Annotated in this window: 17 protein-coding genes and 1 pseudogene; 13 read left to right on the forward strand and 5 right to left on the reverse strand. The window is 71.9% G+C overall.

All coding sequences use genetic code 11. The features are described from left to right. Complete coding sequence (locus ACSU6M_RS24825; protein WP_437072413.1) at positions 1-507, forward strand: hypothetical protein; 507 nt, start codon at positions 1-3, stop codon at positions 505-507. Positions 508-613: 106 nt separating this feature from the next. Here ACSU6M_RS24825 and ACSU6M_RS24830 read toward each other — a convergent pair whose 3' ends face one another. Then, positions 614-1,303 (reverse strand): glycerophosphodiester phosphodiesterase, encoded by a 690-nt coding sequence (locus ACSU6M_RS24830; protein ID WP_437072414.1) that lies wholly within the window; start codon positions 1,301-1,303, stop codon positions 614-616. A 20-nt stretch (positions 1,304-1,323) separates the two neighbouring features. Beyond that, positions 1,324-2,519 (reverse strand): annotated as a pseudogene (locus ACSU6M_RS24835) (adenosine deaminase). A gap of 14 nt (positions 2,520-2,533) precedes the next feature. On the opposite strand from ACSU6M_RS24835, the gene ACSU6M_RS24840 reads away from it, so the two are divergent. Then, complete coding sequence (locus tag ACSU6M_RS24840; protein ID WP_437072415.1) at positions 2,534-3,229, forward strand: DUF4190 domain-containing protein; 696 nt, start codon at positions 2,534-2,536, stop codon at positions 3,227-3,229. A gap of 540 nt (positions 3,230-3,769) precedes the next feature. On the opposite strand, the gene ACSU6M_RS24845 is transcribed toward ACSU6M_RS24840, so the two are convergent. After that, positions 3,770-4,324, reverse strand: coding sequence for an NADAR family protein (locus ACSU6M_RS24845; protein WP_437072417.1), 555 nt, complete (start codon positions 4,322-4,324; stop codon positions 3,770-3,772). A gap of 211 nt (positions 4,325-4,535) precedes the next feature. On the opposite strand from ACSU6M_RS24845, the gene ACSU6M_RS24850 reads away from it, so the two are divergent. The 8 genes from ACSU6M_RS24850 to ACSU6M_RS24885 all read left to right on the forward strand — a co-directional run bounded on the left by ACSU6M_RS24850 (position 4,536) and on the right by ACSU6M_RS24885 (position 14,205). Continuing rightward, on the forward strand, positions 4,536-6,089 hold the full coding sequence (locus ACSU6M_RS24850) for a gamma-aminobutyraldehyde dehydrogenase (protein WP_437072419.1): 1,554 nt from the start codon (positions 4,536-4,538) through the stop codon (positions 6,087-6,089). A 55-nt stretch (positions 6,090-6,144) separates the two neighbouring features. Continuing rightward, positions 6,145-7,392, forward strand: a complete 1,248-nt coding sequence (locus ACSU6M_RS24855; protein WP_437072420.1) for a polyamine ABC transporter substrate-binding protein — start codon at positions 6,145-6,147, stop codon at positions 7,390-7,392. Next, the gene (locus ACSU6M_RS24860) at positions 7,389-8,567 is read left to right on the forward strand and encodes an ABC transporter ATP-binding protein (protein WP_437072421.1); all 1,179 of its coding nucleotides are present in this window, start codon (positions 7,389-7,391) and stop codon (positions 8,565-8,567) included. Before ACSU6M_RS24855 ends, ACSU6M_RS24860 begins: the two co-directional genes overlap by 4 nt. Then, positions 8,567-9,490 (forward strand): ABC transporter permease, encoded by a 924-nt coding sequence (locus ACSU6M_RS24865; RefSeq protein ID WP_437072422.1) that lies wholly within the window; start codon positions 8,567-8,569, stop codon positions 9,488-9,490. The genes ACSU6M_RS24860 and ACSU6M_RS24865 overlap by 1 nt, the downstream gene beginning before the upstream one ends. After that, entirely contained in the window at positions 9,491-10,291 is an 801-nt protein-coding gene (locus ACSU6M_RS24870) for an ABC transporter permease (protein WP_437072423.1), read from the forward strand. 23 nt (positions 10,292-10,314) lie between these two features. Beyond that, positions 10,315-11,733: an NAD(P)/FAD-dependent oxidoreductase gene (locus tag ACSU6M_RS24875; RefSeq protein WP_437072425.1), complete on the forward strand. Its 1,419-nt coding sequence runs from the start codon at positions 10,315-10,317 to the stop codon at positions 11,731-11,733. Between the two features lie 137 nt (positions 11,734-11,870). Then, positions 11,871-12,326 (forward strand): hypothetical protein, encoded by a 456-nt coding sequence (locus tag ACSU6M_RS24880; protein ID WP_437072427.1) that lies wholly within the window; start codon positions 11,871-11,873, stop codon positions 12,324-12,326. A gap of 130 nt (positions 12,327-12,456) precedes the next feature. Further along, positions 12,457-14,205 carry a chitinase gene (locus tag ACSU6M_RS24885; protein WP_437075333.1) on the forward strand — a complete coding sequence of 583 codons (1,749 nt, stop codon included), beginning with the start codon at positions 12,457-12,459 and terminating at the stop codon, positions 14,203-14,205. Here ACSU6M_RS24885 and ACSU6M_RS24890 read toward each other — a convergent pair. Next, a complete protein-coding gene (locus ACSU6M_RS24890) occupies positions 14,144-15,004 on the reverse strand; it encodes a phosphatase PAP2 family protein (protein WP_437072428.1) in 861 nt (286 codons plus the stop codon). The two genes, ACSU6M_RS24885 and ACSU6M_RS24890, sit on opposite strands and share 62 nt — an antisense overlap. A 177-nt stretch (positions 15,005-15,181) precedes the next feature. Then, positions 15,182-16,516 carry a 4-aminobutyrate--2-oxoglutarate transaminase gene (gene gabT / locus ACSU6M_RS24895; RefSeq protein WP_437072430.1) on the reverse strand — a complete coding sequence of 445 codons (1,335 nt, stop codon included), beginning with the start codon at positions 16,514-16,516 and terminating at the stop codon, positions 15,182-15,184. A gap of 258 nt (positions 16,517-16,774) precedes the next feature. On the opposite strand from gabT, the gene ACSU6M_RS24900 reads away from it, so the two are divergent. The 3 genes from ACSU6M_RS24900 (at position 16,775) to ACSU6M_RS24910 (ending at position 22,571) form a co-directional block, all read left to right on the forward strand. Beyond that, entirely contained in the window at positions 16,775-19,231 is a 2,457-nt protein-coding gene (locus tag ACSU6M_RS24900) for an ATP/GTP-binding protein (RefSeq protein ID WP_437072431.1), read from the forward strand. 119 nt (positions 19,232-19,350) lie between these two features. Next, complete coding sequence (locus ACSU6M_RS24905; protein ID WP_437072432.1) at positions 19,351-20,961, forward strand: PucR family transcriptional regulator; 1,611 nt, start codon at positions 19,351-19,353, stop codon at positions 20,959-20,961. Between the two features lie 164 nt (positions 20,962-21,125). After that, the gene (locus ACSU6M_RS24910) at positions 21,126-22,571 is read left to right on the forward strand and encodes an aldehyde dehydrogenase family protein (protein WP_437072433.1); all 1,446 of its coding nucleotides are present in this window, start codon (positions 21,126-21,128) and stop codon (positions 22,569-22,571) included. Positions 22,572-22,627 lie beyond the last annotated feature (56 nt).

Raw genomic sequence — 22,627 nt, forward strand, 5'->3', positions numbered from 1 at the left:
ATGAGCGACAGAGCCGCCCTGCTCAAGGGCATCCGCGTCTGGCTGGCCTTCTTCGTCGTCTGTCTCGTCCTCAGCGGCGCCACCGCGTTCCCGCTGGTCCATGAAGTGCGCTGGACCGAGGACCTGTTGCACGCCCTGTCCGTCCAGGACCGGCTGCCGGGCCTCACCGAGTGGATCGAGCGGGTGCGCACCGGACTCGACACGGCGGACGCCGACCACCCCTTCCTGCTCTACGGCACCGACTGGCTCGCCTTCGCCCACCTGGTCATCGCCGTCTTCTTCTACGGCGTCCACCGCGACCCCGTCCGCAACATCTGGATCGTCGAGGCCGGGATGATCGCCTGCGCCGGCATCGTCCCGCTCGCGCTGATCTGCGGGCCGATCCGGGACATCCCCTTCTGGTGGAGCGTGATCGACATGTCCTTCGGGGTCTTCGGGGTGATCCCCCTGTACGTGCTGCGCCGCAAGATCAAGCGGCTGGAGGCGCTGACCCCCGTCACCGGCTGACCCCCCTCACCGGCTGAACACCGTCACCGGCTGAACGCCGGGAGGGCGAAGCGCCGGGAGACGGCCACGCGTGCCCCGCACCGCCTGCGCGGCGGGTGGAGCGGTGTCACCCGGCGGACTGCTTCAGCCGGCACAGGACGTCGACCCGGTTGGTGGTGATCGAGTCGACGCCCAGGTCGATGAGGCGGCGCATGCTGCGGCGGGTGTCCGGCGTCCACACCGACAGCAGACAGCCGTCCCGGTGCACCCGGCCCGCCAGCTCCCGACTCACCAGCGACCAGCGGTAGTTGAGCCAGCGCGGCCGCACCGCCTCCAGCAGCGCCGGGCGCGGCGGGGCCAGCGTCGTCCAGGTCAGGGCGATCTCGGCGGAGCGGTCGGCCGCGCGGACCGCGAGCATCGCGCGGGCGCCCGCGCAGTAGTACACCCGCTCGTCCGCGCCGCACTCACGCACCACGTCCATGACCTTGCGCGCGGCGCGCACATCGGGGGTACCCGGCAGATCGAGCATCACCCGGTGCCCCTCGGTCGCCGCGAGCGCCTGCGCCAGCGTCGGCACCGCCCCCTCGGTGAGGCCGCGGACCTCCTCGGCGGACAGCGCGAGGATCGGCCGGTCCAGCTCCCACAGCCGCTTCAGCGTCTCGTCGTGCAGCAGCACCGGAACGCCGTCACGGGTGAGCCGTACGTCGATCTCCACCGCGTCCGCGCCCAGGTCGAGCGCGGCCCGCAGGGAGTCGAGCGTGTTCTCACGGAAGCGGTAGGGGGCACCGCGGTGGGCCACGGCGGTCACATTCTGCATGGGCCCATTGTGAGGTGCCGTCAGGACGCCAGCCACGCCGAGGTGTACGTGTCGATCTCGGCCGCGATCCGCGCCTTGCCGGCCTCGTCCAGGAAGGACGCCTCCACGGCGTTCTTGGCGAGGTCGGCCACACCGCGCTCGTCCAGATCGAGCAGCCGGGCGGCGACCGCGTACTCGCTGTTCAGGTCCGTGCCGAACATCGGCGGGTCGTCGGAGTTGATCGTCACCAGGACGCCCGCCCTCACGAACTCCTTGATCGGGTGCTCGTCGAGTGTGGTCACCGCGCGGGTGGCGATGTTGGAGGTGGGGCACACCTCCAGCGCGATCCGGTTCTCCGCGAGGTGCCGCAGCAGCTTCTCGTCCTGCGCGGAGCTGGTGCCGTGCCCGATCCGCTCGGCGCCGAGGTAGGTCAGCGCGTCCCACACCGTCTCCGGACCGGTGGTCTCGCCGGCGTGCGGCACCGAGTGCAGCCCGGCCGCGACGGCCCGGTCGAAGTACGGCTTGAACTGCGGCCTCGGCACACTGATCTCCGGCCCGCCCAGCCCGAAGGAGACCAGGCCCTCCGGGCGCAGCCGGTCGTCGGTGGCCAGCCGCACGGTCTCCTCGGCGGAGACCAGCCCCGCCTCGCCGGGAATGTCGAAACACCAGCGCAGCACGGTCCCGAACTCGGCCTCGGCCGCCTTCCGCGCGTCCTCGATCGCGTCCATGAACGCCCGCTCGTCGATCCCGCGCCGGGTGGAGGAGTACGGGGTGATGGTCAGCTCGGCGTACCGCACCTGCTGGCGGGCCAGTTCACGGGCCACCTCGAAGGTCAGCAGCCGCACGTCCTCCGGGGTGCGGATCAGGTCCACGACCGACAGGTACACCTGGATGAAGTGGGCGAAGTCCGTGAACGTGAAGTAGTCGGCGAGCGCCTCGGGGTCCGTGGGCACCTGGGAGTCGGGGTGGCGGGCGGCCAGCTCGGCGACGATCCGGGGGGAGGCGGAACCGACGTGGTGCACATGCAGTTCGGCCTTGGGCAGTCCCGCGATGAAGGCGTGCAGATCGCGGCTGCCGGGCACGACGAGACGGTCGGTCAAGGGTTCCTCCCCGGGAACGGCGTCCCCGGCCGGGGCCTGGGGGACGCGGGTGATCGGCTGATCGATGACTCGGGATCATCGTAGGCCGGGAGCGGCCGGTCGCGCCGCTGCCCGTAGCATTGCGGGACATACGACAGAGGGGGACTCGCGCATGTCCGAGGACGCGCCGCCGGAGAACAACGCCGCGAGCGCGGGAGCACCGTGGCCCGCGCAGGGAACGCCGGGTGCCGCCGGCTCCCCGGCGGACCGTGACCCCTGGGCGCCGCCCGCCGGTGACGCTCCGGGTCCTGGGCACACCATCGCGTCCGGATCGATGCCGATCGTGAACCCCTCGGTGCACGACCAGCAGACGATCACCTCCCTGCCGAGCATGGGCGGCGCCACACCGTGGGACGGCCCGTCGCCCCAGACCTCCGGGGCGTTCCCCCCGCCGGCACCCGGCCCCTTCGCCCCGCCCACCGACCCCGTACCCCCGCCGCCCCTCTCTCCCGACGGCCCCGGGCAGCCGCCCTACGCCTACCCGGCCGCCGGCGGCGCCTACGGCTACCCGCCGGCCGCGCAGCCCCCGGCCGGCTACTACGGCTGGCCCGGCGCCGTACCCGCGCCCAGCAACGGCATGGGCACGACCGCGCTGGTCCTCGGCATCATCGCCGACGTCCTCTTCCTCCTCTGGCCCATCGCCATCCTGCTCGGCATCCTCGCCGTCATCTTCGGCGCGGTCGGCCGCGGCAAGGCGAAGCACGGCGAGGCCACCAACGCCGGCCAGGCCCTTGCCGGGCTCATCTGCGGCATCGTCGGCATCGTCCTGGGCCTGGGCTTCGGCGCGCTGATCCTGTCGGAGGCGTAGGGGGTTCACTCCGTGGGTTCCGCGGGTTCACTCCGTGGGTTCCGCGGGTTCACTCCGTGGGTTCCGCCGTACGCGGCTGCGGGCAGTCGTGGGCTGGTCGCGCAGTTCCCCGCGCCCCTGAGGTACGTACAGCTGCCCGGCGCCGGGAAGGACCGCCCGCACCCGCCCGCGACGACAAACCACCACGTACCGTGGGCCCGATCAGCCGCGACGGTGAGCAGGCACTACGCACAGCGGGCGGTCAGCCGCGGACGGCGAGAAGCCACCAAGCACGGTGGCCCGGTCAGCCGCCGACGGCGGGAAGGGGACGTGGCGGGGGGTGTCCGCCCGCAGCGGCCGGCGTCCGTCAGGCAGTCACCCTAAGTCCCAAGAGCACCGCCGGACCGAGGACGGACACCCCCCGGCGCGGCCCCGACCCACAACCCACCGGCATGCGCTACAGCAACCCCCACCGGACGCGAGCAGGCCGCCGCAGGCATCCCCCCACTCACCCGCACCCGCACCCGCACCCGAACACGAAGCCCGCAGGCCCCGGCCCCCTCACCCCCGCAACCGCGCCCGCGCCTCCATCAGGGCGAAGCCGAGCAGGTTGGCCCCGCGCCAGCGCTCGGGGTCGTAGGCCCCGTCGTCGTCGGCCGCCAGGCCGATCCCCCAGACGCGGTCCACCGGACTGGCCTCGACCAGCACCCGCTCCCCGGTGTTCAGCAGAAACTCCCGCAGCTCCGGATGCGCCGCGAACTTATGGACGCTGCCCTCGACGACGATCCCGAAGCGCTCCCGCTCCCACACCCCCTCGTCGAACCCCCGGACCAGCCGCCCCGCCTTCTTCGCCTCCGAGGGATGCCCGGCCGCCAGCACTTGCCGCTCCGCCTCCACGTCACCGAACAGCCGCGCCTTGCCGGCCATCATCCAGTGCTCCGCCGTCCGGTACTCCACCCCGTCCACGGTGAACGGCGAAGGCCACCACTGGCTCAGACAGCTCGCCCCGACCCGCCCGTCGGACCGCGGCCGGTGCCCCCAGAAGTGCAGATACTTGATCACCGCCCCCGCGCGGACCTCCCTGACCAGGGCCTGACGAGAATCGATCTCTCCCATGCACGCGAGTCTGGCACGCACCACTGACACTCCGTCCCCCCTTTTCCTCGCCGACTCGACACCTGGTCGACAGATTCCGTCGCGTAACCAAAAGGCAACAACGGAATCACTTGTTGGAGTCCCACCCCTCTGTCAGGATCGGCACTCAAATCGAGCTGGAGCTACGCCACCCGCCCCCGTGGACAGCGGGGCGACGGCGGAGGAGAGCGACATGCACAACCCGGGCACCACCACCCCGGAACGATTCCCCACCTCGGAACGATTCCCCGCCCAGGACCGCTTCGCGGCCGGCGCGCAGTACATCGCGGGCCGCCTCACCCGAGGCACCTCGGGCACCACCCACACGGTCGTCGACCCGGCCACCGGCGAGGACGTCCTCACCTACGAGCTGGCCGGCGCCGCCGACGTCGACGCGGCCGTGGCCGCCGCCCGCGCCGCCTTCCCCGGCTGGTCCGGCGCCACCCCCGGCGAACGCTCCGACGCCCTGCACAAGCTGGCCGCCGTTCTCGCCGACCGCGCCGAGGAGTTCGCCCGCGCCGAGTCCCTCCAGTGCGGCAAGCCGCTGAAGCTGACCCGCGAGTTCGACGTCCCCGGCACCGTCGACAACACCGCGTTCTTCGCGGGCGCCGCCCGCCACCTCCAGGGCCAGTCGGCCGGCGAGTACTCCGGCGACCACACCTCGTACATCCGCCGCGAGCCCATCGGCGTCATCGGCTCCATCGCCCCCTGGAACTACCCCCTCCAGATGGCCGCCTGGAAGATCCTCCCGGCGATCGCCGCGGGCAACACCATCGTGCTCAAGCCCGCCGAGCTGACCCCGCTCACCTCCCTGCTGTTCGCCGAGGCATGCACCGAGGCGGGCATCCCGGACGGCGTGGTCAACATCGTCACCGGCACCGGCAAGGAGGCCGGCGAGCACCTGGTCGGCCACCCGGACGTGGCCATGACCTCCTTCACCGGCTCCACCGCGGTCGGCAAGCGCGTCGCGGAGGTCGCCACCGCCACCGTCAAGCGGATCCACCTGGAGCTCGGCGGCAAGGCCCCGTTCGTCGTGTTCGACGACGCCGACCTGGAGGCCGCCGTCCACGGCGCGGTCGCCGGCGCCCTGATCAACACGGGCCAGGACTGCACCGCGGCCACCCGCGCGTACGTACAGCGGCCCCTCTACGACCAGTTCGTGGAGAACACCGCCGCCCTCATGGAGACCGTCCGCCTCGGCGACCCCTTCGCCGCGGGCACCGACCTCGGCCCGCTGGTCTCCCACGCCCAGCGCGACCGGGTCGCCGCCTTCGTCGACCGCGCCCGCGCCTACGCGCGCGTGGTGACCGGGGGCGAGGCACCCCAGGGCGACCTCAAGAACGGCGCCTACTACCGCCCCACCCTCGTCGCCGACGCCGCCCAGGACAGCGAGATCGTCCAGGCCGAGATCTTCGGCCCGGTCCTCGTCGTGCTCCCCTTCGACACCGACGACGAGGGCATCGCGCTCGCCAACGACACCCCGTACGGTCTCGCCGCCTCCGCCTGGACCCGTGACGTCTACCGGGCGAACCGCGCCACCCGCGAGATCAAGGCGGGCTGTGTGTGGGTGAACGACCACATCCCGATCATCAGCGAGATGCCGCACGGCGGCTACAAGCAGTCCGGCTTCGGCAAGGACATGTCACCCTACTCCTTCGAGGAATACACCCAGGTCAAGCACGTCATGTTCGACAACACGGCGGTCGCCAGGAAGGACTGGCACCGCACGATCTTCGGGGACCGCTAGCCGAACCAGGCCGCCCGACCAGCGGCCGACGACCTCCCGAAAGGGCACCAAGCGCATGGAGCAGTTCGAGCCCGACCGCCTCTCCCCGGCCCAAGTGGCCGCCATGCGGCGCAGCTTCCGCAACGGCAGGGCGTCCCTCAGCCGCCGTTCGCTGCTGCGCGCCTCCGCAGGCGGCGCGCTCGCGGCCGGCGGTCTGGGGACGCTGAGCGCCTGTGGCATCCCGCCCGCCGGAAAGACGCAAGGGGGCGTCTCCGCCGACGACCGCTCGGAGAAGGAGAAGACCGTCAGCTTCTCCAACTGGACCGAGTACATGGACGTGGACGAGAGCGAGAAGCACCACCCCACGCTCGACGCGTTCACGAAACGGACCGGCATCAAGGTCAAGTACACCGAGGACATCAACGACAACGTCGAGTTCTTCGGCAAGATCAAGCCGCAGCTCGCGGCCGGCCAGGACACCGGCCGCGACCTGATCTGCGTCACCGACTGGCTCGCCGCCCGCCTGATCCGCCTCGGCTGGGTGCAGAAGCTGGACCCCGCCAACCTGCCGCACGCCTACGCCAATCTCTCCTCCCAGTTCCGTTCCCCCGACTGGGATCCGGGCCGCGCCTACTCCTACGTATGGCAGGGCATCTCCACCGTCATCGCGTTCAACAAGAAGGCGCTGGACGGCGAAGAGGTGAAGTCGGTCTCCGACCTGCTCGACAACCCCAAGCTCAAGGGCCGTGTCGGCTTCCTGTCCGAGATGCGCGACAGCATCGGGATGACCCTGCTCGACATGGGCAAGGACCCCGGCACCTTCACCGCTGACGACTTCGACGCGGCCGTCGCCCGGATCCAGAAGGCCGTCGACAAGGGCCAGATCCGCCGCTTCACCGGCAACGACTACACCTCGGACCTCACCAGCGGCGACTTCGCGGCCTGTATCGCCTGGGCCGGTGATGTCGTCCAGCTCAAGGCGGACAGCCCCCACATCGACTTCGTCATCCCGGACAGCGGCTACATCACCTCCACGGACAACCTGCTGATCCCCAACAAGGCCCGGCACAAGACGAACGCCGAACGGCTCATCGACTACTACTACGAGCCGCCGGTGGCCGCCCAGCTCGCCGCGTACATCAACTACGTCTGCCCCGTCGACGGCGTGAAGGAAGAGCTGGCCGAGATCGACGAGGACGCGGCGAACAACCCGCTGATCCTCCCCGACAAGGCCATGGCCAAGAAGTCCCGTGCCTTCCGCTCACTGAGCTCCGAGGAAGAGACGGAATTTGAACAGAAGTTCGCGAAGCTGACGGGGGCGTGATCGACGTGACCAACCAGAACGACAACACCGGCGACGTCCGCCTCACGGGCATCAGCAAGACGTACGACAACGGTTTCACCGCCGTCCACCCGCTGGACCTGACCGTGCCGCAGGGCTCCTTCTTCGCCCTGCTCGGCGCCTCCGGCTGCGGCAAGACCACCACCCTGCGCATGATCGCGGGCCTGGAGGAGCCGACGACCGGCACCGTCTTCCTCGGCGACCAGGACGTGACCCGGCTGCCGCCCTACAAGCGGCCCGTGAACACCGTCTTCCAGTCCTACGCCCTCTTCCCGCACCTCGACATCTTCGAGAACGTCGCCTTCGGCCTGCGCCGGCGCGGTATCAAGAGCGTGAAGAAGCAGGTCGACGAGATGCTGGACCTCGTCCAGCTCGGCGAGCACGCCCGCAAGAAGCCGCACCAGCTCTCCGGCGGCCAGCAGCAGCGCGTCGCCGTCGCCCGCGCGCTGATCAACCACCCCAAGGTGCTGCTCCTCGACGAACCCCTCGGCGCCCTCGACCTCAAGCTGCGCCGCCAGATGCAGCTGGAGCTCAAGCGCATCCAGACCGAGGTCGGCATCACCTTCATCCATGTCACGCACGACCAGGAGGAGGCCATGACCATGGCCGACCAGGTCGCCGTGATGAACGCGGGCCGCGTCGAGCAGCTCGGCGCCCCCGCCGACCTGTACGAGAACCCGAGGACCACGTTCGTGGCGAACTTCCTCGGCACCTCCAACCTCATCGAGGCCGAGGTCGACACCACCAGCGGCGACGACATCGTCCTCAAGGCGGGCGGCGGCAAGCTCGTCCTGCCGTCCAAGCGCTGTACCGCGCCCACCGAGACCGGCGGCAAGGTGCTGGTCGGCGTACGCCCGGAGAAGATCTCGCTCACGCACGCCGACGACGCGGGCGAGATCCCGGACGGCCGCAACCGCGTCACCGGCAAGATCGCCGACGCGTCCTTCATCGGCGTCTCCACGCAGTACGTCGTCGACAGCCCGGCGGGCTCGGCGCTCGCGGTCTACGTCCAGAACGTCGAGCGCGACTCCCGTCTGGTCCCCGGCGCGGACGTCGTCCTGCACTGGTCGCCGGCCCACACCTTCGGCCTCGACGCCGCGCAGTCCCTGCTTGCCGGCACGGTGGGCTCCGCGGGCACCGAGGAAGAGGCGGTCTGATGGCGACGGTCACCGAGGCGCCGCCCCTGGCGCCGGCCCCTGAGAAGAAGCCCCCGCGCGGGAGGGGCCGCTGGACCCCGTACCTCCTGCTGCTGCCCGGACTGGCCTGGCTGCTCGTCTTCTTCGCGCTGCCGATGGTCTACCAGGCGTCCACCTCCGTGCAGACCGGCTCCCTGGAGGAGGGCTACGAGGTCACCTGGCACTTCGCCACCTACTGGGACGCGCTGGTCGAGTACCGCTCGCAGTTCCTGCGCTCGGTGCTGTACGCGGGCTCGGCGACGGTCCTGTGCCTGCTGCTCGGCTACCCGCTGGCGTATCTGATCGCCTTCCGGGCCGGGCGCTGGCGGAACCTGGTCATGATCCTGGTGATCGCGCCGTTCTTCACCAGCTTCCTGATCCGCACCCTGGCCTGGAAGACGATCCTCGCGGACGGCGGCCCGGTGGTCGGCGCGCTGAACTCGCTGCACGTCCTGGACGTCACCAGCTGGCTCGGCATCACCGCGGGCGACCGGGTGCTGGCCACCCCGCTGGCGGTGGTGTGCGGTCTGACGTACAACTTCCTGCCGTTCATGATCCTGCCGCTGTACACCTCGCTGGAGCGCATCGACCCGAGGCTGCACGAGGCGGCGAACGACCTGTACGCCAGGCCGGCCACCACCTTCCGCAAGGTCACCCTTCCGCTGTCCATGCCGGGTGTCGTCTCCGGCACGCTGCTGACGTTCATCCCGGCAGCCGGTGACTACGTCAACGCCGATCTGCTCGGCTCCACGGACACCCGCATGGTCGGCAACGTCATCCAGTCGCAGTTCCTGCGGATCCTGGACTACCCGACGGCCGCGGCTCTCTCCTTCATCCTGATGTTCGCGATCCTGATCATGGTGACGCTGTACATCCGCAAGTCCGGCACGGAGGATCTGGTCTAAATGGCCTTCGTCAACTGGCTCAAGCGCAAGTTCGTCGTCATCGCGGGCCTTTTCACGCTCGGTTATCTGCTGCTGCCGAACGTCGTCGTGACGGTGTTCTCCTTCAACGACCCGAAGGGCCGCTTCAATTACGAGTGGCAGAAGTTCTCCACCGACGCCTGGACCGATCCGTGCGGGGTCGCGGGGATGTGCGACTCCCTCGGTCTCAGCCTCCAGATCGCCTTCTGGTCGACACTGGGCGCCACCGCGCTCGGCACGATGATCGCCTTCGCGCTGGCGCGCTACCGGTTCCGGGCCCGCGGCGCGGTGAACTCGCTGATCTTCATGCCGATGGCGATGCCCGAGGTCGTGATGGCCGCCTCGCTGCTGACCCTGTTCCTCAACATGGGCATCCAGCTGGGCTTCTGGACGATCCTGATCGCCCACATCATGTTCTGCCTCAGTTTCGTCGTGACGGCCGTCAAGGCCCGTGTCATGTCGATGGACCCGAGGCTGGAGCAGGCCGCGCAGGATCTCTACGCCGGCCCGTTCCAGACGTTCGTCCGGGTCACCCTGCCGATCGCGGCGCCCGGAATCGCCGCGGGCGCGCTGCTCGCTTTCGCGCTCTCCTTCGACGATTTCATCATCACCAATTTCAACGCGGGCTCCACCGTCACCTTCCCCATGTACGTCTGGGGTTCGGCGCAGCGCGGCACGCCCGTCCAGATCAATGTCATCGGTACGGCCATGTTCGTCATCGCCGTACTGTTCGTCCTGTTCTCGATGCTCATCGGTAATCGCCGCACCAGGCACAAGGCATAGAGCTCTTGTAGGGAGTTGAAATCATGGCCCCAAGCGCCATGAGCCGTTGGACCAAGGCACTTTCCGACGCCCAGCCGGTTCCGTACTGGCTGGACGACCCCGGCAGGCCCCGCCCCGAGCCCGCCCTCACCGCCACCGAGACCTGCGACCTGCTGGTCGTGGGAGGCGGCTACAGCGGACTGTGGACCGCGCTGCTCGCCAAGGAGCGCGACCCGCGGCGGGACGTCGTCCTGCTGGAAGGCCGCGAGGTGGGCTGGGCCGCCTCGGGCCGCAACGGCGGCTTCTGCGCCGCCTCCCTCACCCACGGGCTGCCCAACGGGCTGACCCGCTGGCCGGACGAGATCCACACGTTGGAGGAGCTGGGCGCCCGCAACCTCGACGAGATCGAGAAGGCGGTCGCCCGCTACTCCCTGGACTGCGACTTCGAGCGCACCGGCGAGATCGACGTGGCCACCGAGACGTACCAGGCGTGGGAACTGCGCGACTGGTACGAGGAGATGGAGCGCCGTGGCCTCGCCGGCGGCGTCGAGTTCCTGGACGCCGACGCGGTGCGCGAACACGTGAACTCGCCCACCTTCCAGGCCGGCCTGTACGACCGCCGGGGCGTGGCCATGCTCAACCCGGCCAAGCTGGTCTGGGGCCTCAAGCGCGCCTGCGTCGACCTCGGCGTCCGCGTCTACGAGCACACGCCCGCGCTCACCCTCAAGCCGTACGGCGCCGGGATGGCCGTACGCACCCCGTACGGCGAGGTCCGCGCCCGCAAGGTGGCGCTCGGTACGAACATCTTCCCGAACCTGATCAAGCGGGTGCGGTCGTACACCGTGCCGGTCTACGACTACGCCCTGATGACCGAGCCGCTCAGCGCCGGGCAACTCGCCTCCGTGGGCTGGAAGAACCGGCAGGGGCTCGGGGACAGCGCGAACCAGTTCCACTACTTCCGGCTCAGCGCCGACAACCGCATCCTGTGGGGCGGTTACGACGCGGTCTATCCCTACGGCGGCCGGGTGCGCGCCGAGTACGACGACCGGCCGGAGACCTACGCCAAGCTCGCCGAGCACTTCTTCACCTGCTTCCCGCAGCTGGAGGGCCTGCGCTTCACGCACGCCTGGGGCGGGGCCATCGACACCTGCTCGCGCTTCTCGGCGTTCTTCGGCACCGCCCACCAGGGCAAGGTGGCCTACGCGGCGGGCTTCACCGGCCTCGGGGTCGGCGCGACCCGGTTCGGGGCGGAGGTGATGCTGGACCTGCTGGCGGGGGAGCGCACCGAGCGGACCGAGCTGGAGATGGTCCGCAAGAAGCCGCTGCCGTTCCCGCCGGAGCCGTTCGCCTGGACCGGGATCGCCCTGACCAAGTGGTCGCTGGCCCGCGCGGACGCCCACGGCGGACGGCGCAACCTGTGGCTGCGGACGATGGACAGGCTGGGGCTGGGCTTCGACAGCTGACCCGCGCCGACGCCGACGCGGCGGTCGCGGTTCCCTCCGTCACCCGAAAGAGTGAGGGAAACCCGCGTAATGCGGAGCCGGTACCTCTCTCTCCCTCGTGACGCGACAGCGTCCACGAGTGAGAGAGAGGTCTCTTCATGACTGGGGCGAAGACAGCGGTGGAGTGGCTGGCATCGGTCGCACCGGACCCCGACGCGTGCCGCTGGGAGTGGGAACGCAACCCCCTCGGGGTAGCCCTGCTGCCCGCCGGCAAGGCGTGGGACGTGCTCATCCTGCCGGGCGAACTCGGCTATCCCACCCTGGACGTGCTCACCCGCATCCTCGACCAGCCCGGCCCGGTGCTGGTCGACCTCGGCGACCACCGCATCGGCTTCCTGGTCCCGCCGGGCACGGCCGCCCGCTGGGTGGGCACCGGCATCCGCACGGCGGGAGCCGGCACCTGGATCGTCGTGCCCCATCCGGGCCGCGCCACCGGGGGCGGCATCCGCTGGCTGATCCCGCCGGACGGCTCGGGCGTCCTCACCGATCCGGCGCTGCTGGAGCTGGCGATGCATGAGGCGGCGGCGGGGCTGGCCAGGGAGGAGGACGGCTAGGGCGTACGACCGGAGGTCTTGACCACGCAATTGGTCTGGACCAAGCTGGCTGCGCTCCACCCCTCCAATTCCCCCATGCCCGGAGGTACTTGTGGATCGCACCAGACCCCTGCTCGCCCTGCTCACGGCCATGGCGCTGGCCGTACCCGGAATCACCGCGCTCTCGTCGGCCGCCCGTGCGGCCGACGCGGACCTCGCGCGCAACGGCGGTTTCGAGGCGGGCCTCGACGGCTGGACCTGCACGGCGGGCACGACCGTCACCGCGCCCGTCCGCAGCGGCACCCGCGCGCTCCAGGCGACCCCGGCCGGGAGCGACAACGCCCGCTGCGCCCAGACGGTGACCGTGCAGCCCGACGCCCAGTACACGCTGACCGGCCATGTCCGCGGGTCGTACGTGTACCTCGGCGCGAGCGGCACCGGCACCACGGACGTCTCCACCTGGACGCAGTCCGCCCCCGACTGGCTGAGACTCACGACCACCTTCCGCACCGGCCCCTCCACCACCCGCGTCACGATCTACACCCACGGCTGGTACGGCACCGGCGCCTACCACGCCGACGACCTCTCCCTCGTCGGCCCCGGCGCGAGCCCCACCCAGCCGCCCGCCGCCCCGGCCGGCCTGCGCACCGGCGCGGTCACCGCCACCAGCGTCGCCCTGTCCTGGACGGCCGCCACCGGCGCGACCGGCTACGCCGTCTACCGGGACGGCGTCAAGGTCCAGACGGTCACCGGCACTTCGGCCACCGTCACCGGTCTGGCCCCCTCCACCGCGTACGCCTTCCAGGTCGCCGCCGTCAACGAGGCCGGGGAGTCGCCGCGTTCGGCGACGGTCACCGCCACGACCTCACCGGGGGGCACCTCCGACCTTCCGCCGCACGCCCTCGTCGGCTACCTCCACGCCACCTTCGCCAACGGCTCCGGCTACACCCGCCTCGCCGACGTGCCCGACAGCTGGGACGTCATCGACCTGGCCTTCGGCGAACCCACCTCGGTCACCTCCGGAGACATCCGCTTCCGCCGCTGCCCGGTCACCGAGTGCCCGAACGTGGAGAGCGACGCCGAGTTCAAGGCGGCGATCAGGGCCAAGCAGGCGGCCGGCAAGAAGGTGCTGATCTCCATCGGCGGCCAGAACGGCCAGGTGCAGCTCACCACCGCCGCCGCCCGCGACACCTTCGTCTCCTCCGTCTCGAAGATCATCGACGAGTACGGTCTGGACGGCCTGGACATCGACTTCGAGGGCCACTCGCTGTCCCTGAACGCCGACGACACGGACTTCAAGAACCCCAAGACCCCGGTCATCGTGCATCTGATCGCGGCCCTGAAGACCCTGAAGGCCAGGTACGGCGACGACTTCGTGCTGACCATGGCCCCGGAGACCTTCTTCGTCCAGCTCGGCTACCAGTACTACGGCACCGGCAGGTGGGGCGGCCAGGACCCGCGCGCGGGCGCCTACCTCCCGGTCATCCACGCCCTGCGCGACGACCTGACACTGCTGCACGTCCAGGACTACAACTCGGGACCGATCATGGGCCTGGACAACCGGTACCACTCCATGGGCGGCGCCGACTTCCACATCGCCATGACCGACATGCTCCTCACCGGCTTCCCGGTCGCCGGCGACCCGGCCAACGTCTTCCCGCCCCTGCGCCCCGACCAGGTGGCCATCGGCATGCCCGCGTCGACGAACGCCGGCAACGGATACGTCCCTCCGGCCGAGGTCGTCAAGACCCTGGACTGCCTGACGAAGAAGGTGAACTGCGGCTCGTACGCCACCCATGGCACCTGGCCCGCCCTGCGCGGCCTGATGACCTGGTCGGTCAACTGGGACCGGTTCGCGAACTGGGAGTTCCAGCGGACCTTCGACGGCTACTTCGGCTGACCGTCAGCAGGAACGCGGTCAGCAGCAGGGTGCCCAGGCACCAGCTCGCCGCCACGTCCAGCGGCCAGTGGTAGCCGCGCCGGACGAGCCCGTAGGAGGCGCCGAGCAGCAGGGCGACGGCGACCGCGATCACCGCCCGGCGGGCGGGCGCCTGCCGCAGCCACGGCAGGAGCAGCAGGGCCGCCGTCCCGTAGGCGACGGCGGCCGTCGCCGTGTGGCCGGAGGGGAAGTAGCCGGTGGCGGGCGGGACGGCGGGGGTGCCCGGCCGGTCGGTCAGCAGTTTGACCGGGACGACGAGCGCGGGGACGAGGGCCATGAGGACGCCCGCGGCGGCGGCCGGCCGCCACCAGCCCTCCGTGCCCGCGCGGCGGGCCCGCCAGGCCGCGTAGGCCGCCGCCAGCGCGAGCACCGGGACGGCCACCGGCACATTGCCGAGGTCGGAGAGGAGTTCGGAGGCCCGGTCCGGGTGGCGCAGGACGCGGCTGAGGCGTTCGTCCAGCCGCAGCAGCGGCCCGTCGGCGACGACCTGCCAGGTGCTCAGTCCGAAGAGGACGGCGGGCAGGAGAAGGAGGAGGAAGAGGGTCGGCCGCCCCGGAACAGGGGGGGTGATTCCGGGGCGGCCGAACGGATCGGAACGCCGCGCGCCCCGGGGGGTCTGGGGCGGGCGACCGTCCGATCGGTGAGGAGATCCGGAGCCGGAGGCTCCGTGTGTGTGCGCGAGGGCACGACCGGGTCGGGGCTGGGGAGGCCACGGCCCGGGCTCGCCCACAGATCCCTGTGGGCGGGGTGTATCTCTCATCTGGGAAGAACCTACGGCAGGAGAAGGGGGCAGGACAGCGGGATCGGCATCCTGCCATCCACCCCCCACACCTTCTTCACACGGTCTGCCGCAGCGGCCCTTCAGAGGTCCGGACCAGTCGCCTCATCTGTGCGGACGGGTCGCTCGCCTGCGCGAACCGGGCCCCTGGAAGGGCACTCAGATGCGGGCGAACGCCTGCTCGATGATGTCCAGGCCCTCGTTCAGCAGGTCGTCGCCGATGACCAGCGGCGGCAGGAAGCGCAGCACGTTGCCGTAGGTGCCGCAGGTCAGCACCAGCAGACCCTCGGCGTGGCAGACCTTGGCGAGCGCGGCGGTCGCCTCCGGGTGCGGCTCCTTGGTGGCGCGGTCCTTGACCAGCTCGATGGCGATCATGGCGCCGCGGCCGCGGATGTCGCCGATGATGTCGAACTTCTCGGCCATGGCACCGAGGCGGGACTTCATGATCGCCTCGATGTTCTTCGCCTTGGCGTTGAGGTCCAGCTCCTTCATCGTCTCGATGGCACCGAGCGCACCGGCGCAGGCCACCGGGTTGCCGCCGTAGGTGCCGCCCAGGCCGCCCGCGTGCGCGGCGTCCATGATCTCGGCGCGGCCGGTCACCGCGGCCAGCGGCAGACCGCCGGCGATGCCCTTGGCGGTGGTGATCAGGTCCGGGACGATGCCTTCGTCCTCGCAGGCGAACCACTGGCCGGTGCGGCAGAAGCCGGACTGGATCTCGTCCGCGACGAAGACGATGCCGTTGTCGTTGGCGAACTGCACGATCGCCGGCAGGAAGCCCTTGGCCGGCTCGATGAAGCCGCCCTCGCCGAGCACCGGCTCGATGATGATCGCGGCGATGTTCTCCGCGCCGACCTGCTTGACCATCTGGTCGATGGCCTGCTTGGCGGCCTCGGGGCCGGCGTTCTCCGGGCCGGTCGGCCAGCGGTAGCCGTAGGCGACCGGGACGCGGTAGACCTCGGGGGCGAACGGACCGAAGCCGTGCTTGTACGGCATGTTCTTGGCGGTCAGCGCCATCGTGAGGTTGGTGCGGCCGTGGTAGCCGTGGTCGAACACGACGACCGCCTGGCGCTTGGTGTACGCGCGGGCGATCTTGACGGCGTTCTCGACGGCCTCGGCGCCCGAGTTGAACAGCGCGGTCTTCTTGGCGTGGTCACCCGGCGTGAGCTCCGCAAGGGCCTCGGCGACCTCCACGTAGCCCTCGTACGGGGTGACCATGAAACAGGTGTGGGTGAAGTCGGCGAGCTGCGCGGAGGCGCGGCGCACGACGGCCTCGGCGGAGGCGCCCACGGAGGTCACGGCGATGCCGGAACCGAAGTCGATCAGACGGTTGCCGTCGACGTCCTCGATGATGCCGCCGCCCGCACGCGCGGTGAACACGGGCAGCACCGAGCCCACGCCCTGCGCGACCGCGGCGACGCGGCGGGCCTGCAGCTCCTGCGACTTCGGGCCGGGGATGGCGGTGACGACGCGGCGCTCCTGCGGAAGTGCGGTCATGAGGGCTCCTGTGGGTCTTACGAACGTCTTACGGACGTCTTGAGGACGCTTTCCTTCTTTTGTCGCAGGCTAGGGCCGGTGCAGGGGGGTGGGCATGCTCCATGTGGGCGCTTTCGCGTGTCGCGGTTGTCCGCCGTGGACATAGAGGCGGCGGCGCCCGCTGGCGCGTCCCGGCCCGTCCACCCGTGAACTCCCCCTGGGGGAGCGTTAGATTGACCGCTGACGATGGACCCAGCGGCTGGTCAGGGGGCAACGGCGATGGACGGCGACGCGACGCAGGACGCGCGGGGCACACAGGCGAACCCGGTGCCGCGTCCGGCAAGGCCGCCGCAGACCCCCGCCGTGCCGCCCAGGCCCGCGCGGGCCCCGCGCACCGGCCCCACCGTCGCCGAATGGCTCGACACCGACCGGCCCGCCGCCCGCCCCGGCATCTGGCGCTACGGCCACCGGCCGGCCAAGCCGGCACACGCGCCGGAGCGGCTCGCCCCCGTCACCGTCGTCGGCATCCTCATCCCGCTGGTGATCGCGCTCGTCCTGTGGTCCATGTGGCGGCGCGGCACCATCCCGTACCAGTTCTCGCTGCTGCGCGTGTTCACCCCGGACGACTGGTGGTGGGGCGGCACGATCGCCTCACCGCGCAACCAGGACGGCGCCGAGGCGCGCGTGGTCTACGACGGCGTCTTCTTCGGCCTGCTGCTCTACGGCATGGGCCGCCTGGGCAGCTGGCGTGCCGTGCTGCGCCACGTCATGGGCGCCCGCCCGCAGCCCGCCCGCGCCCTGCTCGGGGCCCTCGGCGCGCTGGTCGCGCTGAGCTTCGTCTTCCCGGACGCCTTCGGCCTCGGCTGGGACCCGCTGCCGGTGGTCGCCCCGGTCTTCTCGCTGATCGTCCTGGTCACCGGCAGCTACGAGCTGTTCACCTCCGTCCTGCTCACGGACCTGCTGTACGCGGTCATCACGCTGCTCGTGGTGTGGCCGTTCGCCCTCCTCGGCGACTGGTGGCCGTACGCGAAGCGGCTCCTGGCCGCCCGCCGGGCCGCCACCGGTCCCGCCGCGCCCGCGCCCGTACGCCCCCGCTCCCAGTGGCCCGCCCTCCACGACGCCGGTCAGCGCGAGGCCGCCGAACTGCTCACCGCCGAGGTCGCGGCCGGCCGGATGAACGACGTGGACTGCGCGCGGGTGGAGTCGGCGTTCACCACCGCCCGGCGCGAGGGCTCCCTCGGCGCCTTCCGGGACCGGGTCCTGCGGGAGGGCGGGGCAGCCTGGACGCACCCGTCGGGGGCACGGGACCTGCCCCGGAGGGCCGCCCGGCACGATCTGCTCGCCGGCCAGGTGCGAATCGGCCGCTGGGTGGCCGGCGAGCGCACCCCCCGGCCGTACCACGACGCCGGGGCGGCCCTCGGCCCGGACGTGCTGGGCACCTCACTGCTCGCCGTCGGCCCCTCCGGGTCCGGCAAGACGCGGCGGCTCGTCGAGCCGGTGACCGAGGCGCTCGCCCTCCAGGCGCTCACCGGGGGCTGTGCCGTCGTCGCGGTGTCCGCCGCCGGGCGACCGGTCGGCTCCGACGACGCCTTCGACGTGGTGGTCCGGCTCGGCGACCCCGCGTCGGTGTACGACCTCGACCCGTACGCCGAGTCCGACGATCCCGACGAGGCGGCCGCGCTGCTCGCCGAGGCGCTGGTCGGCGATCTCGACTCGGTCGCCGGACAGGGCCCGGCCACCGCGCTGGCCCAGCTGCTCGGCCCCTACCGTGCGGTGCACGGCCGCTTCCCCGGTCTGCCCGAGCTGCGCGAACTGCTCCAGGGCGAGGAGGGGCCGCTGACGGCACTGCGGGAGGCGCTCGCCGCGCGCGGCGACGACGTCATGCGCCGCGAGCTCGACGCGCGGATCCGCCAGACCGGCACACCGGGCGATCCGGGACGGGCCCTCGCGGACCGGCTGGCGCTGCTGAACCGGCCGGTGTTCGCGGACTTCTTCGGGGGCGGCGCCGACAGGGCAGGCGGGCCGGGTGGCGCCGACGGCCTCGGTGCTGCCGGCGGGGGGCACGGTCCCGGTGGTGCCCGCGGTGCCGCGGGCCCGGCCCGCCCCTTCTCGCTGCGCGCCGTCGCCCACCACCCGCTGCGGGTCCGTATCGACCTGCCCGAACGCGGCCACGAGGAGGCGGGCCGGGTGCTCACCCGGCTCGTCCTGGCCCAGTTCCACACCGTCGTACGCGAGCCCGGCCGCTCCCACTTCGCCTGTCTGGTGCTGGACGACGCGACCGGCGCGGTCACCGCGGAGTCGGTGCGCCGCATCCAGCGGCTGCGCGCGCAGAACGCGGGCGTGCTGCTCACCCTGCGCACCGTCGGAGACGTGCCCGAGGCGCTGCACGGCCCGCTCTACGCGGCGGTGGGCTGCCGTATGGCGTTCTGCGGGGTCACCACCTGGGACGGCGGCCGGTTCGCGCAGGCGTGGGGCACCGAGATGGTGGAGACGACCGAGGTCGCCAAGCACACCGTGTTCGCCGACCAGCCGATGACCCGTGCCCTGCACGCCCTGCGCAAGCGGGTGACGGGCCAGGCGGTGACCACCGACGCGGTGACCGTCCGCCAGGTCGAGCGCGAGCGCTGGTCCGCCTCGCAGCTGGCGCACGAGCTGCCGCCGGGGCACGCGGTGCTGTCGCTCACCACGGTCGAGGGGGAGCACGCCCCGCCGTTGCTGGTGGATCTGCGGGGATGAGGGTGGCGAGGGCATGGGCGACCGTACGGTGAGGCAGAATCGAGAGAGGTCGTTCGTACAAGGCGGCCAAATGATCAGGCGTCTGCCTGACCGCCTCCGCCCCCAGAACTGAAGGCCCCATGCCTCCCACGCTCGCCTCGCTCGTCCACCACTCCGCGCTCAAGCTGACCGTGCGGGCGGGCGAGGGCCGCCTGGACGTGCCCGTGCGCTGGGCGCACGTCAGCGAGCTCGCCGACCCCGTGCCGTACATGGAGGGCGGCGAGCTGCTGCTGATCACCGCGCTGAAGCTGGACGCCGAGGATCCCGAGGCCATGCGGCGCTATGTGCGGCGACTGGTCGGCGCCGGTGTCGTGGGGCTCGGCTTCGCCGTGGGCGTCAACTACGACGAGATCCCCGGGGCCCTCGTCGACGCCTGCGAGGAGAAGGGCCTGCCGCTGCTGGAGGTGCCCCGCCGCACCCCCTTCCTCGCGATCACCAAGGCCGTCTCCGCCGCCATCGCCGCCGACCAGTACCGGGCGGTCACCGCGGGCTTCGCCGCCCAGCGCGAGCTGACCAGGCAGGCGCTCGGCGAGGGCCCCGAGGGGCTGCTGGGCGCGCTCGCCGCGCAGCTCGACGGATGGGCCGCGCTCTACGACGCCTCGGGCGCCGTCGTCGCCGCCGCGCCGGAGTGGGCCGGCCGCCGCGCCGCCCGGCTCACCGCCGACGTCGAACGGCTGCGGGAGCGGCCCGCGCCGGCCAGCTCCGTGGTCGGCGGCCCCGAGCACGAGGACCGCGTCGAGCTGCACTCCATCGGCACCGGCCGCCGCCCCCGCGCCGCCCTCGCCGTCGGCACCGCCGCCGCCCTCGGCACCGCCGAGCGCTACGCCGTCCACTCGGCCGTCGCCCTGCTCACCCTCACCACCGAGCGCTCCCGCTCCCTGCACGCCGCCGAACAGCGCATCGGCGCCGCCGTGCTGCGCATGCTGCTCGCCGGTGAACCCGACCACGCCCGAGCGGTCGCCGGAGACCTGTACGGGCAGCTGCTCGACGCCCCCTTCCGGATCGTCGTCGCCGAGGGGAGCGGTGAGGCCCTGGGCGCGCTCACCGAACTGGTGGAGTCGGCGGCCGCGCGGGCCGGAGAGGCGGTGCTGGCCGTACCGGAGGGGGAGCGGCTGGTGGTGCTGGCCTCGGACGGGGGCGCGGCGGTGGGGGCCTGCGCCGAGCACGCCGGGAGCCGGGAGGCGGCGCGAGCGGGCGGCGCCGAGTACGCGGCCGCGCGGGACGCGGGCCGAGCGGCCGCACGGGAGCAGGCGCCCGCCGACGAGGAGGAGCTGGTCGTCGGGCTGTCCGCGCCCGCAGGGCCGATCGCCGCGGCCGCCGCCTACAAGCAGGCCGAGCAGGCGCTGTCGGTGGCCCGCCGCCGCGGACGCGTGCTCGTCGAGCACGAGCAGCTCGCCGCCGGGTCCGTGCTGCCGCTGCTCGCCGACGACGCCGTACGGGCGTTCGCCGACGGGCTGCTGCGGGCGCTGCACGAGCACGACGCCACCGGGCGCGGCGACCTCGTCGCCTCCCTGCGCGCCTGGCTGTCCCGGCACGGCCAGTGGGACGCGGCCGCCGCCGACCTCGGCGTCCACCGCCACACCCTGCGTTATCGCATGCGGCGCGTGGAGGAGATCCTCGGCCGCTCCCTGGACGACCCGGACGTCCGCATGGAGCTGTGGCTGGCCCTGAAGGCGACGGCACCGGAGTAGACGGCACCGGAGCAGTACGGCGGTCCGATGCGCGCCTCTTGCGACAAACCGGCGCACCCAGCCCCCCGACCTCTACGAATCGGCCAACCCCGACGACGCCGCCGCGCCCCTACCGTGGACCCGGTAACCCCAGTACACCTCTACGCGGAAGGGCCGGGACTCGAATGACCGCCACCCACGCCTTCTGGCTCGCCGGCCGCCAGGCCACCGGCACCGACACCTTCGACGTGACGAACCCGTACGACGGCCGTCTCGTCGGCAAGGTCAGCGTGCCGACCGAGGCCCAGGTCGAGGAGGCCGTCGCCGCCGCGCACGCGGTCCTCGACGAGTTCGCCGCCACCCCGGCCCACGTCCGCGCCGCCGCCCTGGACCACGTCTCCAAGCGGCTGGCCGAGCGCACCGAGGAGATCGCCCAGCTGATCTCCGCCGAGAACGGCAAGCCGATCAAGTGGGCGCGCGGCGAGGTCGGCCGTGCCGTGTCCGTCTTCCGCTTCGCGGCCGAGGAGGCCCGCCGCTTCAACGGCGGCGAGGCCCAGCGCCTGGACACCGACGCCGGCGGCGTCGGCCGCCTGGGCCTGACCCGCCGCTTCCCCAAGGGCGTGGTCCTCGGCATCGCGCCGTTCAACTTCCCGCTGAACCTGTGCGCCCACAAGATCGCCCCCGCGATCGCCGTCGGCGCGCCGATCATCCTCAAGCCGGCCCCCGCCACCCCGCTGTCCGGCCTGATCCTCGGCGAGCTGCTGGCGGAGACCGACCTGCCGGCGGGCTCCTGGTCGGTGCTGCCGGTCCTGAACGAGGCGATGCCCGCCCTGGTCCAGGACGAGCGCCTGCCGGTGATCTCCTTCACCGGGTCCGACAAGGTCGGCTACGCCATCCAGCAGTCGGTGCCGCACAAGCACTGCACCCTGGAGCTGGGCGGCAACGCCGCCGCCGTCGTGCTCGGCGACTGGTCCTCCGAGGCGGACCTGGACTGGGCGGCGACCCGGATCGCCACCTTCTCCAACTACCAGGCCGGCCAGTCCTGCATCTCCGTGCAGCGCGTGATCGCCGACGCCTCCGTCTACGACCGTCTGGCCGAGAAGGTCGTCGCGGCCGTCGAGGCGCAGGGCGTGGGCGACCCGGCCGCCGACTCCACCGACGTCGGCCCGCTGGTCAGCGAGGACGCCGCCCAGCGCGTGGAGTCCTGGGTGAACGAGGCCGTCGCCGCCGGCGCCAAGCTCCTCACCGGCGGCACCCGCGAGGGCGCCACCTACGCCCCGACGGTCCTCGCCGACCTCCCCGCGGACGTCACCCTCGCCACCGAGGAGGTCTTCGGCCCGGTCCTCACCCTGCACAAGGTCGACGGCGAGGCCGAGGCGTTCGCCGCGGTCAACGACTCCAAGTTCGGCCTCCAGGCGGGCGTGTTCACCCACGACCTGCAGACCGCCTTCCGCGCCCACCGCGCCCTCGAGGTCGGCGGCGTCATCATCGGCGACGTCCCCTCCTACCGCGCCGACCAGATGCCGTACGGCGGCGCCAAGCAGTCCGGCGTCGGCCGCGAGGGCGTCAAGTACGCCATGGACGACTACACCTACGAGCGCGTCCTGGTCCTGACCGGCCTCGCCCTCTGAGCCGGTCCCACCGACACCGACGGCCTGAGCCCACTGTGCGGGGGCTCAGGCCGTCG

Source organism: Streptomyces sp. enrichment culture, assembly GCF_964272895.1.
Taxonomy (GTDB): Bacteria; Actinomycetota; Actinomycetes; order Streptomycetales; family Streptomycetaceae; genus Streptomyces.